General features: G+C 36.6%; 16 protein-coding genes. 4 read left to right on the top strand and 12 right to left on the bottom strand.

Annotated features, from left to right (window positions below):
- Positions 1–25 precede the first annotated feature (25 nt).
- The 4 genes from AB3I20_RS03585 to AB3I20_RS03570 form a co-directional block, all read right to left on the bottom strand.
- On the bottom strand, positions 26–1,513 hold the full coding sequence (locus AB3I20_RS03585) for a Mur ligase family protein (protein ID WP_368026947.1): 1,488 nt from the start codon (positions 1,511–1,513) through the stop codon (positions 26–28).
- Positions 1,514–1,542: 29 nt separating this feature from the next.
- A complete protein-coding gene (locus tag AB3I20_RS03580) occupies positions 1,543–1,782 on the bottom strand; it encodes a hypothetical protein (protein WP_067480764.1) in 240 nt (79 codons plus the stop codon).
- Complete coding sequence (locus AB3I20_RS03575) at positions 1,782–3,467, bottom strand: hypothetical protein (protein WP_368026946.1); 1,686 nt, start codon at positions 3,465–3,467, stop codon at positions 1,782–1,784. The genes AB3I20_RS03580 and AB3I20_RS03575 overlap by 1 nt, the downstream gene beginning before the upstream one ends.
- Positions 3,468–3,538: 71 nt before the next feature.
- Positions 3,539–5,527, bottom strand: coding sequence for an adhesive domain-containing protein (locus AB3I20_RS03570; protein ID WP_368026945.1), 1,989 nt, complete (start codon positions 5,525–5,527; stop codon positions 3,539–3,541).
- Between the two features lie 482 nt (positions 5,528–6,009).
- On the opposite strand from AB3I20_RS03570, the gene AB3I20_RS03565 reads away from it, so the two are divergent.
- Positions 6,010–6,444, top strand: coding sequence for a hypothetical protein (locus AB3I20_RS03565; protein WP_368026944.1), 435 nt, complete (start codon positions 6,010–6,012; stop codon positions 6,442–6,444).
- 386 nt (positions 6,445–6,830) lie between these two features.
- Positions 6,831–7,457 (top strand): hypothetical protein, encoded by a 627-nt coding sequence (locus AB3I20_RS03560; protein ID WP_368026943.1) that lies wholly within the window; start codon positions 6,831–6,833, stop codon positions 7,455–7,457.
- Positions 7,458–7,593: 136 nt separating this feature from the next.
- On the opposite strand, the gene AB3I20_RS03555 is transcribed toward AB3I20_RS03560, so the two are convergent.
- From AB3I20_RS03555 to AB3I20_RS03545, 3 genes are all read right to left on the bottom strand, one after another.
- Positions 7,594–7,794, bottom strand: a complete 201-nt coding sequence (locus AB3I20_RS03555; protein WP_067480755.1) for a cold-shock protein — start codon at positions 7,792–7,794, stop codon at positions 7,594–7,596.
- Positions 7,795–7,930: 136 nt separating this feature from the next.
- Positions 7,931–8,539: a superoxide dismutase gene (locus AB3I20_RS03550; RefSeq protein ID WP_067480752.1), complete on the bottom strand. Its 609-nt coding sequence runs from the start codon at positions 8,537–8,539 to the stop codon at positions 7,931–7,933.
- A 114-nt stretch (positions 8,540–8,653) separates the two neighbouring features.
- On the bottom strand, positions 8,654–9,112 hold the full coding sequence (locus tag AB3I20_RS03545; protein ID WP_067480749.1) for a GtrA family protein: 459 nt from the start codon (positions 9,110–9,112) through the stop codon (positions 8,654–8,656).
- Positions 9,113–9,357: 245 nt separating this feature from the next.
- Between AB3I20_RS03545 and AB3I20_RS03540 the strand changes: the two genes are divergently transcribed.
- Both AB3I20_RS03540 and AB3I20_RS03535 read left to right on the top strand, forming a co-directional pair.
- Positions 9,358–10,167 carry a DUF1189 domain-containing protein gene (locus AB3I20_RS03540; protein ID WP_067480746.1) on the top strand — a complete coding sequence of 270 codons (810 nt, stop codon included), beginning with the start codon at positions 9,358–9,360 and terminating at the stop codon, positions 10,165–10,167.
- 122 nt (positions 10,168–10,289) lie between these two features.
- Positions 10,290–11,237: a phosphoglycerate dehydrogenase gene (locus AB3I20_RS03535; RefSeq protein WP_086270798.1), complete on the top strand. Its 948-nt coding sequence runs from the start codon at positions 10,290–10,292 to the stop codon at positions 11,235–11,237.
- A gap of 135 nt (positions 11,238–11,372) precedes the next feature.
- Here the strand turns inward: AB3I20_RS03535 and AB3I20_RS03530 are convergent, their stop codons facing one another.
- From AB3I20_RS03530 to liaF, 5 genes are all read right to left on the bottom strand, one after another.
- Positions 11,373–11,672, bottom strand: a complete 300-nt coding sequence (locus AB3I20_RS03530; RefSeq protein ID WP_067480740.1) for a HesB/YadR/YfhF family protein — start codon at positions 11,670–11,672, stop codon at positions 11,373–11,375.
- Positions 11,673–11,690: 18 nt separating this feature from the next.
- Complete coding sequence (locus AB3I20_RS03525; RefSeq protein WP_067480737.1) at positions 11,691–12,356, bottom strand: TrkA family potassium uptake protein; 666 nt, start codon at positions 12,354–12,356, stop codon at positions 11,691–11,693.
- Positions 12,357–12,565: 209 nt separating this feature from the next.
- Entirely contained in the window at positions 12,566–13,198 is a 633-nt protein-coding gene (locus tag AB3I20_RS03520) for a response regulator transcription factor (RefSeq protein ID WP_067480731.1), read from the bottom strand.
- A gap of 6 nt (positions 13,199–13,204) precedes the next feature.
- Positions 13,205–14,272, bottom strand: a complete 1,068-nt coding sequence (gene liaS, locus AB3I20_RS03515; RefSeq protein WP_075492152.1) for a two-component system sensor histidine kinase LiaS — start codon at positions 14,270–14,272, stop codon at positions 13,205–13,207.
- A complete protein-coding gene (gene liaF / locus AB3I20_RS03510; protein WP_067480723.1) occupies positions 14,269–15,000 on the bottom strand; it encodes a cell wall-active antibiotics response protein LiaF in 732 nt (243 codons plus the stop codon). Before liaF ends, liaS begins: the two co-directional genes overlap by 4 nt.
- Between the last annotated feature and the right edge of the window lie 41 nt (positions 15,001–15,041).

Genomic DNA, 15,041 nt, shown 5'->3' with positions numbered 1-15,041 from the left:
CTCCCTCGCATCAATTTGAACTCAATCAATGAACCTTTTGACTATTGAAATTTCTCCCTAAACTACGGATATACTGATCAATTTGCTGAAAATCGCTTCCTGTTACTGAGCCTTTAGCTAAAATCAAACTATCATCACTCAGTAGCGCTTCCAATTGATTGGATAATTCTTTTAACGTAGCAAACCAGTGAAACTTCGGATCGTTTTGTTGCTCCAAAGCAAAGATTTCTTTGAACTGTTCCCCATAGCCAAAGATATAATCAGCGTCGGCATCTTCCATATCTTTTTTGATTGCAAGATGAACAGATTTCGCTGCATCTCCTAAATCAGCAATTTGTCCTAAAATCAGAAAACTTTTTCCTAAATAATAAGGACGTACATCATTAAAATAACCAATCGCATTTCTCATAGCCGGTAATGAAGCGTTGTGGGTGTCATCAATAAACGTAACTTTTTTTTGTGGTGCAATCGTTATTGATGATTTTTCTAAAATTTTGTGTAGTGGTCTAAATGTCTCAAATTTTCTAAGATAAGGCTTGATCGTCCCTTCCACCTCATGAACCACTAGTAACGTTGCTAAGGCATTGGAAATCATTCCAGCAGAAGAAACTGTTAAATTGACAGCCATTTCTTCGCCTAAAAAAGAAATCACTAACTCACAGTATTCTCTTTTTTGTTGCCAGTGTTTGACATAGACATCAGCTAGTGAATCTTGTAATGAATAAGTGTAGATTTTCGCCTCTCTTTTTCTGGCGCCATCAACTAAAATAGTGAACTCTTCTCGCCCCATATCTTTATTGATAATTGCCGTTCCACCTTTTTTTAACCCTTCAAAAATCTTGGCTTTGTGAATTGCTACACCTTTTGTATCCTTCAACGAGCTAAGATGTGCTTCACCAATTGAGGTCACCAACGCAATATCTGGTTTAATCAACTTTGACATAGAACCAGTATCATAGGAATTCAATGCATTTACTGAAACTTCTAAATTAAAAACTTCTGGATCAGTTAATAACTTGCTCATATACAGCGGGACCGCAAAACGTACATTGTGATTTCCTCGGTTTTCTAATACTTTCTTTTCTTTAAATAAATGAGAAATCATCATTCGCGTCGATGTTTTTCCCGCAGAACCGGTAATGGCAATCACTGGTTTAGTAAAATCTGCTCGCAGCTTAGCTGACAAGTTCAATAGAAATTCCCAACTATTCGGAACGGTAAACTGTGGAACCTGAACTGTCTCATCTGTGATTGGATGTTCCGTTACAATCAAGCCAAACTCATTTTCTCTTCCAGCAATTTGTTCATTGCCATCTAACCATTTAACTGGTTTTCGATTGATATAATTTCTTCTTCCAGGCGTGATACAAACAAAAATCGTTGAAGAATAATCATGGTGTTTCTTTAAGTGTCCTGAGAAATATTCTAAATCTGTTATTTCTTGATCCAAATTTTCATACTCTCTGAAATAATTTCCTTCGATTTCCGTTAGCAATGTTCGAATGGTCGTCATTTTTTCACCCCACCTTCTTCATTTATCGGCTACCAGCGACCACGTCTTGGACGTGCCTGGTTCACGTATCTGGTTGCTGTTTTTTTAATTCTTTCAGGTGAATCATTCTGGTCGTTTTCCCAAGGATACAAGCCATTTTCATCTTTCTCATACCCAGTTAGATCTGCTGGAGGCTGCTGACCTTTCCGCTCTTTTTTCCGGCGTACCTTAAAAATAAAATAAGATAAACCAATCAAAGATAACGCAATAAAACGAATCGTTCCAACCATTAGAATCCCTCCTCTTTATTGGTATGCATTCGATAATTGATCAAGCCTGACAGAAAGTGCTCCGCATCGTCAATTCGCATTCGAAAACGGTCATGTCGGGCAAAAAAACCATAACAAACAACAGCCGGCTGTTTAAAAAATTGCGCAAATTCTGGGAACATCACACCTGTTGTTATTTCATGTAAAGCTCTCTTTTCCATCACCTGATTAATTCTAGATTTTGCTTGAAAAAAATCTTCATCTAATGGAAAGATTTCTTTTCTAAATGGACTCACTTCTAATTTAGTCATCATTTTTGATGCTGCGACTAACAATTCCAACATGGTTGGATAAGCAGTATCACGTTTATCAATGAAATTGATATTTTCCAGAGCGTTTTTTAGCCCAAATTGATAATATTCCTTTTTCTGTTGATATTTCAGTAATTCATTTGTCGCATAGCTTAACCAATGGTCGTGATATTTTTGATAATTATTAGCAACGAACTGTGCCATTAGACCTTCGCAGATTGCCAAAATTTCTTGCTGTTTCAAAATCTCATAAGCACGTAACAACGCAAACAAAATTTCACCGTCATAGTAAACGATTCGGAATTGCTCTTTCACTTGCAATTGACCATCCAGCACATGAATTGTTTTCTTTTCTGCTGTTAAAAACTTATCTTCAACTACTCGAATCAGCTCTTGTAAAAAGGAATGAAACTGTTCGTCTTGAGTTAGCTCAACATACTTAGAAACAGCGAGTATCGCCGTTGCTTGTGCGCCTAGCTTATACTCCACATCATTTGTTAGTTGCTCTTTAATGAAGAGATAATCATCGAGTTCAACTGTTAAGTGTTCCATCCCCCAGAGCAATCCATCTTTTACTGATGCCAGCATCTTTTGATCGGAAAAGTATTCGGCTGCTTCTGCCAACGCATATAAGGAAGAAAAATGTCGAACTGAATTATAACCTTTAATTGGTTGATCATAGCAGGGATAATAGCCATAAATAAATTTTCCAGTAGAAGTTAACTGATTTTCTAAATAACTACTCCCTTTAGCAATAACCAAGTCTGTCATTTGTGCTAAATTTTCTCGAGAAATTTCCCGTATTCGATTCCCATTTCCATAGTCCTTAATCGGTAAAAGTTGCCCCTCCTCAAAGTAATAGGACTTCGTTTCAAACAAATAAAAGTCCGAGCGCTGTAAGTAACTTAGATCTTGTTCATTTCTCCCGTATTTTCGTTTGACATAACCACGGTAGTTTTGTTCATCAATTTGTAAATCTGGAAGATTTTTTCCTACTTTATGTGCTTTACTTGGTTTCAAGATTGCATTAGCAACAAGTTCTTCCATTAAGAAGCTTCGTTTTCGTAAACCATCGATCCTGACATTAAAATCAACGTAGTTATTTCGGCGAACTTTTTTTAAACCTGCTAAAAACTGAGTAAAATCGATTTTTGTTTCTTTTGTCAAAATATCAATTCTTAAATAAGGAGCTTGATTGAATTGATTGATTTTATATGCGGATAAAAAGTTGTTCCAGATTGTCTTGAAATTGTTGCCATAAAATTCAATGACTCGTCCGCGTTCACTAAAATCACCGGTGCTAACAATCAGCAGTTTATTAGTCGCACTCGTTTCAACTTGATCAATGATTTCTTTGATTGAAGCCAAACTATTTTCGGTCGTCTGAACAAACATATCCTCACCTCATGAAAGACTGATGAAGAGAATGCTCCCTTCATCAATCTATTTTATTTTCCTACTTAGCTTTATTTATTCTTTTTTCCTTTGCGAAGTTTCCAAATCCCTAGTCCAGAAATAAACGCTGTTAATGCTCCTAGTAATGAGGTTGAAGCACTTGTTTGATCAGATGTTTTCGGATAAGTTTTTGGACTCGTCTTCGATGTCGCTCCAATTCCAGTCCCACCTTTACTACTTGGTGGATAACGGTCATTACCAAGTTGAAGCGGTAATTTTGGTGTCGGTCCTGTTTGCTTAACTGGAGTAGGATCATCATCGTCAGCATCAGCATCCGCATCAGCATCAGCGTCGGCATCAGCATCGGCATCCGCATCAGCATCGGCATCAGCGTCCGCATCGGCGTCCGCATCGGCATCCGCATCAGCGTCGGCATCCGCATCAGCGTCAGCGTCGGCATCAGCGTCCGCATCGGCATCCGCATCGGCATCCGCATCTGCGTCGGCGTCCGCATCAGCGTCGGCATCGGCATCGGCGTCAGCATCAGCGTCGGCGTCCGCATCAGCGTCGGCATCGGCATCGGCGTCAGCGTCCGCATCAGCATCGGCGTCAGCATCGGCATCGGCATCAGCATCGGCGTCAGCATCGGCATCGGCATCAGCATCGGCGTCAGCATCAGCATCGGCGTCGGCGTCGGCGTCGGCATCTGCATCATCGTCGTCTTCATCCGGAATAAATGCTTGCGTTGGTAAACTTGGAATCTCATTCTCATCGTAAGCAATCAACTGAATTTCATCTAATGGATCAACGTCCTCTGAAGAAATTGGAATAGTAAAGCTTCCTGTTACTTCATCCGCTGGTCCTTCACCAATCAATACTCCATCTTTATAAATTCTTACTGTAGCACCAGGATCAGCCATACCCGTGACTTCATAGCCATCAGCTACATTTCCAGTCACCTCAACATTGTAAGGAGCAGTTACATCACTTGCCTCATAGAAAACCGGTGTGTACCCGTCATAATTTGAAGCAATGTCAATCGCCAATAGACTTGATTTAATCATCGTTGCTAAAAAACCTGCTTCATAGGGATTCGAGATGTCTACTCCCGCTGTCAATAAGTCTTGATAAGTTGGATCTTGGATTAGAGTTGGAATGGTCACGGTTGTTTCACCAAGCACACTGCCATCTACTAAATTACCAATCAATGCAGAACCTACGTTAACTAAAGCTAAAGCCGTATTGTAAGTGAGTGTAAAAGCTGGTTTAAGTGTGGCATTTAACGTTCCATTAACTGCACTCGCCGCAATCGTGCCTGCTATCCCTGAGCCAGAAGTTGGAACTGCTTGGATAGATTGCACTGCGTTATTCAAATCTGTTAAAATATCCGTTAGTGATTCACGAATGATTACTTCAAGAGCACCTTCGAGTTCAGCATAGATGTATTCATCACCTTGAGCTTCGAGTTGCAAAGCAACATCAGCAGCCGTTAAATTACTTAGGTTATTCAATAAGTCTAACTGTGTATAAACTTGTGATAAATCTACTGTTGCTAACGGGTTAAGTGCTAGTGCGGCGTTTATTCCATTCACTAAGGTAGTCACCGCACCATTTACAACTGTTAGTAACGGATCTAAGGCATTCGTAGGAAGCAGAATTTCGGTTGAGAATGTTCCATCACCATTTGGCGTTACTAGTCCTTGCATTTCTTCTGGAATTGCTAGAACTGCTAGACGATTTCCTGGTAAAACACTTAAATCAATTCCACTATCTGCTGATATGATAAAATCAACAGCACGACTAGTATTTTCTAAAGGATAAGGGGCAGAGCTGGTGGTTCCACTTGTATTATCCGAAGTTAAATTACTGAATAGCTGTCCGCTAATCAAATCTGCGTAAACTTCGTTCGTTTCAAGGGTAAAAAGTGGCGTAGCAATTGAAATTGGGGCTAACCCTAACAACATACCTGTTGCTAACGACGTTCCTACAAGCAAGTACTTTCTTGAGCGGCGCTTAGCACTTGCTTTTTGGTCCATTAATTTTCGGTAGTCCTTTTTCATGTTTATCCTCCTTTTTGAAACACATCTCCTAACTGTCCTGTCCTCCGACAAAAGAATAAATATGTGAAGTAGCTAACGACCTCCCCTTTATATTCGATTTTTATACCTAAAAGGCGCCTTTTTAGGTATTTTCATTCACTAGCAACTTAAGTTATTCGGAGTTTATCAAGGGTATATTATAAAATCTATTATTTTGCTCGTTAGTCAATAAAATAACCACCATTAAACGAAATTGTTACTTTAAGATTAAAAAATAATAAAAAATGTATTATAATATTCACCATAAATAGATAAAAACTCTTATAAAACAAATAAATCTATAACACGCAAAAAAGATAAAATATCATACGATATTTTATCTTTTTGTAGTTTTACGTTATTTTTTCTTATTTTTTGCGTTTATTAAGTTACAAAAAACGAGAATTTTTAACGAAGTTTACTAATATTATCTATTTTAAATAATTTTTGGAGGAATAACTTATATGAATCAATTTTTTAGTTTAGAACGTCCGATACAAATGCAGTTGACCATTCTTGAAACACTTTACTTTTCAGAAAAGTCTTATTCTTTAGAGAAACTTGCTCACTCAATCTCATCTGACAAACGATCAGCTGCTCAATATTGTCAAAAAATCCAAGAATTACCAAATGCGATTCATTTTTCCAAAACTTCATCCTATTATCGTTTCTCAGGTGATGCAAAAGAGTATCAGCTCCTACGTTCAGATATCTTAGCTCTATCACCGATTTTCCAACTAGTTTACCAGTTAATTTTACTTTCTAAAATTCAAATAAACGAGTTCTTGGATTCACTTGAGATCAGTGAATTTATTTTGCGTAGACATATGACACAATTAAATAAAAACTTGATCCTTATCAAATCCAAATCAAAACTAAAAAAGGAGACATTTACCTAACTGGAAAAGAAACGCAAATTCGCTATTTTAGTTACTTAGTTCTATGGGAGACTTATCAGGGCGTAACCTGGCCTTTTTCAACCATTGACTTTGAACAAACATTATCTGATGTAGAAGGTCTTTTTGAAGCTGTAGGTCAGCAACCAAATAAAATAAAAGCTCTGCAATGGTGCTATATTTCTGCCATTAATCTCTTACGATCCTCTCAAGGACATTTAATCGATAACAAGACATTACCTTCATTTACCACACAAATCTGGAAAGAATTTTCGGAAGAAGTGGAAAGCTTTCAGCAAGCAATTGGAGATAAACTTTCGGAAACAGAATTACGTTTTTCTTTTCTCTGGATGCAGTCAAAAACAAATTTTTATTTAGCAGAAAATTTTTTGGAAAGAGCGCTAAAGCTTCATTTGGCAAAACAAACTTCAGCAAGATTATTTTTGATTAAGTTTTTTTCCTATTTAAATACATTGAAACGAAATCAGCTTAACCATATCAAAAAACGTAAGCTGTTAAACGCAACCTTACTAGCTAACTCGATGCACGCCATTTTATTTCCGAACTTTTTAACATTAAATAAAGAATTTATTTTTGATATAGAAGAAAAACATCCAAAACTCTTAGAGGAAATGACGCGTGTCTGTACCGAGTTCAAGGATCAAGACCAAGCGCTCTATTGGTTACAACCTTGGATTTTGACGGAAGCATTCCTGATTATTGCTCCACCAACTTATTTTGATAAACAGGTCAATATCAAATTTGAAAGTGACCTTCCTCATTCACTAGAGTTAGCGACAATGAAAAAAATCAATGATTCTTTACGTCCGTACATCAATGTTTTTATGACAAATGATCTTGTGATTCAACCAGATTTGATTATCCGAACAACAGACACGTTACTTACCATGCCAAAATTTGAAGAAGAACCAACAGCTGTTACAATTTCCATCCAATACATTGAAAAACAAATCCATTCACTGGTTCACTTCATTAAAGAACGTTTTACTCCATAATCCATTTTTTCTATAAATATAAATAAAAAAGGAGTCATGGCATACGCCACAACTCCTTTTTTGCATGATCTTGTAAAAGAAGTCAACTTTTTTCAAAGTCACTTGTTTTTGACAAGATCGTTTTATTCAACAAATATTATAATTTAGTCACTTCAGCAGCTTGAGGTCCGCGTGAACCTTCAACAATTGTGAATTCAACTTCTTGGCCTTCTTCTAAGCTCTTGAAGCCATCTCCTTGAATTGCTGAGAAGTGTACGAATACGTCATCTCCGCCATCTACTGTAATAAACCCAAATCCTTTTTCATTGTTGAACCATTTAACTGTTCCGTGTTCCATAAGTGTATAGCCTCCAAAAAATGTTCTTGTAAGAATTCTTCTTACAAAAATATTATACCGAATTTAGAAAACGCTCGCAAGGCTGTTTTTCACTTTTTCCGGAATCAGTCAAAGAGAGAGCTAACACATAAACACGTTATTTTGCTTGTTCAAACTGTTTATTTACTTCATCCCAATTCACAAGGTTCCAGAATGCTTCGATGTAATCAGGACGTACATTTTTATAGTTCAAATAATATGCATGTTCCCACACATCCAAGCCTAACACTGGTATTTGACCTTCCATCAAAGGTGAATCTTGATTAGCAGTTGAAGTAACAACTAATTTGCCATTATCAACAGCTAGCCAAGCCCAACCAGAGCCAAAACGACCAGTTGCAGCAGTTTTGAATTCCGCTTTAAATGAAGCAAAATCACCAAAAGCAGCATCAATTGCTTCTTTGATTGCTCCTGTTGGTTCGCCACCGGCATTTGGTGCCATAATTTTCCAGAAGAATGAATGGTTTGCGTGACCTCCACCGTTATTGCGAACTGCAGTTTTAATATCTTCAGGAATAGCATCCATATCAGAAATTAATTCTTCTACTGATTTTTCGCCAAGTTCTGGATATTTTTCGATTGCTGCATTTAAATTCGTAACATAAGTATTATGGTGCTTGTCATGATGAAGGTGCATTGTTTCTTCATCGATATAAGGTTCTAAAGCATCATATGCGTATGGTAAATCAGGTAATGTGTAAGTCATTGAAAATCTTCCTCCTCAGTAATTCTGTTAGTCTTTACACTCAAAAGAGTAACAAAGAGTTGAGATTTCTTCAAAAGTTATGCCTACGATTTTTGTTATTGTTCTTTGATTTGATCATTTGGTTTCTTTGATTTCATCGATTACCTCAGTTTTTTTGAAAATAAATAACTTACTGAATACATAGTTAGCCAAAACAACTAAAATTTGTGTAATGATTTTGGCCACATACTCGTTACTATGGAGCCCCTGAATTAGTAAAATCATAGCGCCCATATCCAGTCCATAGGAAACAATTCGATAAAAAAGAAACTTGCCAAATTCTTCCAGCACGTGCCAAAAACTTGGTGATTTAGAATGAAAAACCCAAATTTTATTTGTTACAAAAGCGAACAACACTGAACAAATCCAGGAAATCGTATTGGAAACAACCATGCTGAAACCAAATACTTGTAATGCCAACGCAAAGGTCACGAAGTTTACCACTGTTGCTAGTCCGCCAAAAAAAATGTACACAAAAATTTCCCAGTACCCTTTTTCTTCTAAAAATTCTTTGATTTGCAGATATGCTTTCATTTTTGAACCTACCTTATTAAAATTCTTATTTATCATACGCTATTTTCGCAAAATTTTCAGCCAGATTATCAAAAAATTAGTAAACAGCTTCGTTTAGCCATAAAAAAACAAGCAACTAATTTCTTTAAGAATAACATTTTTCTGATTGACAACCAATCAATCGTGTAATTTTGGCTCCTTCCCTTGTATTTCCAGCCATACTTCGCTAGAATTGCTGTTGAAGACAATACTAAAGAGGAGCTATTATGACAACAAAACAATTATTATTCAGTTCATTTACACAATTCAAAAATCTCAAAGAGGCACGACAAACTCCTTTTTGGAAATCAATTCTTTATCTCTTAGCGCTAAGTGTAATCATGGCTTTGCCAATTTCATTCCAAGTCTTTCAAGTTTTGGATAACATCAAGACAGATGGACAACAAATTGCAAAAAAAATCCCTGATTTTGAAATCAAAGATGGGCAATTAGATGCCCATGGCGCTGAAGGTTTCATTTATCAAACAAATTCCATCATTTTTACTTTTGATCCAGATGGAAAACGTTCTGAACATGACATCTCAACTGATTTGATGGGTAATTTTATCAGTGTTGGCATGCTGAAAGATCAAATGGTTATTGCCTTACCAAATTCTGGCACAACTACTTCTTTGTTGGGTAGCAATGAAATGACCTTGAGTTATTCAAATGAAGCATTAGCTAACTTGAATGGGAAACAAATGCGTGAAGTCTTAGCAAAATCAACGATTCCGTTTTGGATTAAAGCAGTGACTTTTATTATCACTATTTATCCAAGTTTTCTTAACTTACTGATTACATTAATTATTGCAAGCTTTGCCGGTTATATCTATGCTCGTTTGCGTTTGACTAGAGCAACATTCCTTGATTGTTTAAAAACAATGATTTATGCGATTACTTTACCAACACTTCTTTCCACTGTGCTTTTAATTTTTGTTCCAACATTTGATACAAGTATCTTCATCACGTTAGTTGGGTTATTTATTTTCATTCAGGCAAGTAAAGGTTGGCCAAGATTTCAATTACCAAAACAATAATTCTATTTGAGCTATGACAGCTGTCATAGCTCTTTTTTTATTTGCTGACCTCTTCCTCATCAACTTACTTCAAACTTTTCATACTTTGCGCTAAACTTAAGACAAGAAAGGTGGTCAAATCTATGAAACAGCCAATCATTTACTCCACTCGTCCTTTTCGTGACGAATTTATAAAACAAATTCAGACATTTGCACCAAATTATCAATTCAAAACAGAGCTAACTCCTGCTGAACTCTCACAAGTCGAGATTAGTTTAGGTTGGAATCGTGAATTTCAGTCTGAACTACTAGCAAGTAATAACTTGAAATGGGTTCAATCCATTTCTGCGGGTGTTGACACATTACCATTGGAAGAATTCTCAAAGCATGACATTTTACTTTCAAATGGTAGTGGTATCCATAGTGAATCAATTGCTGAACATCTAATGGGCGTTATCTTTGGATATTCACGTGGTCTTTTTCAGGCACAAAAAGCACAAGTTTCTCAAAATTGGCTTGGCTCATCTGTTCACTATCAAGCAATCCAGCATAAAAAACTGCTGATTATTGGTACTGGACGGATCGGTAAAATGGTTGCTCAAAGAGCAGAAGTTTTTGGAATGGAAATCTATGGTATCAACACGACTGGTCGGCCAGTAGAGCATATTAAAGAAACCTTTCCGTTAGCAAAACTTAAAGAAGTCTTACCAACCATGGATATTGTAATCAATATCTTACCCTTAACCGAACAAACTAACGGTTTATTTAATCAAGAGTTGTTCACTTTCTTTTCACCAACAGCGCTCTTCATCAATGTTGGTCGTGGACCATCTGTTAAGACCAACGAACTAATTGATGCGCTCAATCAAAAGAAACTAGCTTTTGCTGCGCTAGATGTCTTTGAAGAGGAACCACTCCCAGAAAACAGCCCACTTTGGTCAATGGAAAATGTGTTGATTACTCCACATATTGCTGGTTTGACTCCCCATTTTCAAACTAAATTTATGGATATTTTTCTCAAGAATCTTGAAAGTTATCTTTCAACACAGACTCTTGTAGTCAATCAAGTACAGTTGCTTTCTGGTTATTAAAATAAAGGTTCGCTCACTGAATAAAATCGATTAATCATGTAATTTTTTATTTTGTGAACGAAGCAGATTAGAGTTATTAGTCAAAAAATAACGGAGAAACCAATCAATGATTTCTCCGTTGTTTTTATTTTATTGTTAATCATTTTTTTCAAAATGATAGGCTGGTTCATCCTTTTTGGCGTCGTAATCGACAACTAAATCGTATCCTTTGAAGAACCATTCATCCGCTTCTTCAATAAAGAACTTCATGCCATCAATCAATTCTTCTTCAATGACATTTTCTGGTTCTTCAACTGATAAACCAATCGAAAAGCCTTCGTGTACCTCTGTTTTACCATAAACTTTTCCGAAAAAGCGAATGCCAAGATTTTCAGGTGGATTCACTTCTTTTTTGAACCATTCTTGTGCTGCAGGTGTTACTGTTAACTTCGTCAAAATCACTCACCCCTATAATTATTGATTCATTTTATCGTCAAGCATCTCTACATCTTCCGTTTCTCCAATTACTAATAAATTATCATTTTGACGGACAAACTCATCTGCTGCTGGAGAAACAACCACTGTTCGATCCACTCGACGAATCGCTACAACAGTTAAATCAAACCGTTGACGGAAATTTAGTTCGCCAAGTGTTTTATTGAAAAACTTAGGATTAGCTACTCGAATTTCAGCTAATGAGTACGCATCCGTCAGTTCTAAGTAATCTAAAATATTTTTTGAAACTAAATTATGCGCAATTCGAACACCCATATCTCTTTCCGGATGTACTACGCGATCTGCGCCAATTTTTTCTAAAACGCGTGCATGATATTCATTTTGTGCCTTCACTAGTATGTTAGGTACACCCATTTCCTTGACCATTAGCGTTACTAAAATGCTAGCTTGAATGTCTTCACCAATCGCCACAATCACATGGTCAAAGTTACGAATTCCTAACGAGCGCAAAGTCATCTCATCTTGCGCATTTGCTACCACTGCATGCGTAGCAATATTCATATATTCATTTACGCGATCTTCATTGCTGTCGATTGCCAAAACTTCTTGTCCTGATTCAATCAATGTGCGACAAATACTGCCACCGAAACGACCAAGACCGATGATTGCAAAATTTTGTTTCAAGTCATTACTCCTCTTCATCCTTATTTCTTTTCAAGTATAGCAAAGCCTTTTCAAAAACAAAAGGGGCGAGACTTAGCCAATCTTTTTTCCTTCAAAAATTGACTGATTTTCCTTCAAAAAAATAAAAAAGCGGGACAAACACAAATTTGTTTTGTCCCACAGTCTTTTTAAATTCAATCAGCTGTTCATTATCAATTGCTTTTTATTCGTTATTTGACCAAACCATGTTTGAACGCATAAATTGCGGCTTGTGTACGATCCTCAACTTCAAGTTTTGCCAAAATATTTGAAACATGGGTTTTGACTGTTTTCAAAGTGATAAATAACTCATCTGCGATTTCTTGATTACTCTTTCCTTCAGAAATCAACATCAGAATTTCATTTTCTCGTTTCGTCAAGTCTTCATGCAGAATTGGTTCGTTTCGGCGGCTCATTTTTTCCATCATTTTGGTTGTTACTTCTGGCTCCAGTACTCGTTCGCCACGTTGCGTCGCGCGAATTGCATCTGCGATTTCATGCGCAGTCGAAGTTTTTAATAAGTAACCTGCAGCACCAGCCTCAATTGCAGGATATACTTTTTCATCATCAATAAAACTGGTGACAATAATAATTTTTGCCTCTGGCCAATCTTTTAAGATAGCTTTTGTTGACTCAATTCCATCCATTTCTTCCATCACTAAATCCATTAGAATAACATCTGGTCTCAGTTCCATTGCTTTCTCATAGCCAATTAAGCCATTCTCAGCCTCTCCGACTACTTCGATATCCTCTTGAATAGATAAGTAAGAAGAAACGCCTAAACGCACCATTTCGTGGTCATCTACGAGCATTACTTTTATCATCCGCCGTTATACCTCCTTAATTAAAGGAACCTTGATCTCGACACTCGTTCCCTGTCCCTTAAAGCTAATAATTTTCACTGTGCCACCAATTCCTGCAACACGTTCTTTGATATTTCCTAAACCGTAACTTCCCGTTTTCGTTTCGTTCATATTGAATCCCGTTCCGTCATCAATGACCCGTAACAATAAATTATTGTCGATTCGGTGTAAATAAACCTCTAATTCATTCGCTTTTGCATGGCGTAATGTATTTGAAAGCAACTCTTGCACAATTCGGAAAAGATGATCTTCGATTGAACTGGATAATTGAACATCTTCAATCTCCCACTTCAATGAAATTTGAATTTTATTTTGTAATTCTTTTAATAATTGCTCAATTCCTTGTTTCAAACTTTTCTCTTCCAGATTAACTGGGCGTAAATGTAATAATAACGCGCGCATCTCTGATTGAGAAGCGTTGATGATCTCTGCGACCATACGTAGTTGTTTCCGAAAAACTTCTGGTGTATCACTTTTTTCTGCCTGCTCAGTCAAAGCAGACATCATCATCATGGCTGCAAATAACTGCTGTGAAACAGAGTCATGCAATTCACGCGCTAATCGATGACGCTCTAATTCTAAAATTTCTTCTTTTGTTTGTCCATTTACATATTGCGGACGACTTGTCAAAATTTGAAGTTCACTAGAAACTTCAATCATTTTTTCTTTAATTTTAATAATTTCTTGGTCAATATCTTTGATATATTCGTTATCAGCTGCTGCTAAAATCGGTTGATCCAAAATTTTTGCATCATAGTTCCCAGAAGAAATTGCTCGTAACTTTTCTTCGATTTTACCATATCTTGTTTTTTGAACAACTGATACGATCAAAAAAGTCAATAATCCTACACCTAAAGAAATCGCAAATAGATGAAAAATCAGTGGTACATAAAGCAATCTTGCTTGCAGTAATTCTGCCCACCAATGTTTCTGTTTACTTGCATAAAAATAGGTGAACATAGCGAATAAAATAACCATAAATGTGCTAAGCGAGGCATAAAAGGCAATCATTGGTCGAGAAATTTTCCCAATCATACACGGATCACCTCGACATCACCAAGCAAGGTATTCGTAATAATTTTCAATCGACGTGGATTCTCGTCATAATCATTACTGTAAATTTTGATTGATTCATTTTTCAATGCAAATTGTTCTTCTTCAAAGTAAACATTTCCAACTATCGTCGCATGCTCTAAACTGATAGCAATCCCTAATGGAACAAGAATTCTTGTTCGACCGACACCTTTTCGAACGATGACAATATTATCATCTTTAGGTAACAAAGTATTGCCTAAATCAATGATTGTATCACCCGTAGCAATCGCAATATTGATGTCATCCCATTCATACACATCTGAACCAATTCTCTGATTGCCAATCAATTGTTGTTTCGTACGTTCGTTGTTATGTGGTTTCAACTGTTCTGTCTGAATCATCATCATTTGCTTTTTGCGCCAAAAAGCATTCTTGGTTAAATCAATGCCAGAAATTTCAACACCCTTTAGTCCAATAAACAACACAGCAAAAATCAGCATCAACCAGAGTGCTGGACTGCTAACTAAACTGAAAAAAAGGATCAAGCTCCCTAGAATCAATTGAAATTTTTGGAATTTTTTGCGTGGTTGTTTGCGTAGTGCCAAATAAATATTGAGTGCGCCAAAGACCACGAAGATTAAAATTTCTGTATTATTAACAATTTGCCAAACAGCAAATAATAGCAATAAGGTTTCTACTACGACAAAAAATCGTAAAGAACTATTCATCAGCTTGCTCCTTTCCTATTCACTTTCTTCATCATACCTAT

The sequence above is a fragment of the Enterococcus sp. C50 genome, from assembly GCF_040887505.1.
GTDB classification, from domain to species: domain Bacteria; phylum Bacillota; class Bacilli; order Lactobacillales; family Enterococcaceae; genus Enterococcus_B; species Enterococcus_B thailandicus.
This window is presented reverse-complemented; position numbering and strand designations above follow the sequence as displayed.

Bases quoted from the DNA above. Each gene is read 5' to 3' on its own strand.
- AB3I20_RS03585 (WP_368026947.1), bottom strand. From the start codon at position 1,513: ATGACGACCATTCGAACATTGCTAACGGAAATCGAAGGAAATTATTTC.
- AB3I20_RS03580 (WP_067480764.1), bottom strand. From the start codon at position 1,782: ATGGTTGGAACGATTCGTTTTATTGCGTTATCTTTGATTGGTTTATCT.
- AB3I20_RS03575 (WP_368026946.1), bottom strand. From the start codon at position 3,467: ATGTTTGTTCAGACGACCGAAAATAGTTTGGCTTCAATCAAAGAAATC.
- AB3I20_RS03570 (WP_368026945.1), bottom strand. From the start codon at position 5,527: ATGAAAAAGGACTACCGAAAATTAATGGACCAAAAAGCAAGTGCTAAG.
- AB3I20_RS03565 (WP_368026944.1), top strand. From the start codon at position 6,010: ATGAATCAATTTTTTAGTTTAGAACGTCCGATACAAATGCAGTTGACC.
- AB3I20_RS03555 (WP_067480755.1), bottom strand. From the start codon at position 7,794: ATGGAACACGGAACAGTTAAATGGTTCAACAATGAAAAAGGATTTGGG.
- AB3I20_RS03550 (WP_067480752.1), bottom strand. From the start codon at position 8,539: ATGACTTACACATTACCTGATTTACCATACGCATATGATGCTTTAGAA.
- AB3I20_RS03545 (WP_067480749.1), bottom strand. From the start codon at position 9,112: ATGAAAGCATATCTGCAAATCAAAGAATTTTTAGAAGAAAAAGGGTAC.
- AB3I20_RS03540 (WP_067480746.1), top strand. From the start codon at position 9,358: ATGACAACAAAACAATTATTATTCAGTTCATTTACACAATTCAAAAAT.
- AB3I20_RS03535 (WP_086270798.1), top strand. From the start codon at position 10,290: ATGAAACAGCCAATCATTTACTCCACTCGTCCTTTTCGTGACGAATTT.
- AB3I20_RS03520 (WP_067480731.1), bottom strand. From the start codon at position 13,198: ATGATAAAAGTAATGCTCGTAGATGACCACGAAATGGTGCGTTTAGGC.
- liaS (WP_075492152.1), bottom strand. From the start codon at position 14,272: ATGATTGGGAAAATTTCTCGACCAATGATTGCCTTTTATGCCTCGCTT.
- liaF (WP_067480723.1), bottom strand. From the start codon at position 15,000: ATGAATAGTTCTTTACGATTTTTTGTCGTAGTAGAAACCTTATTGCTA.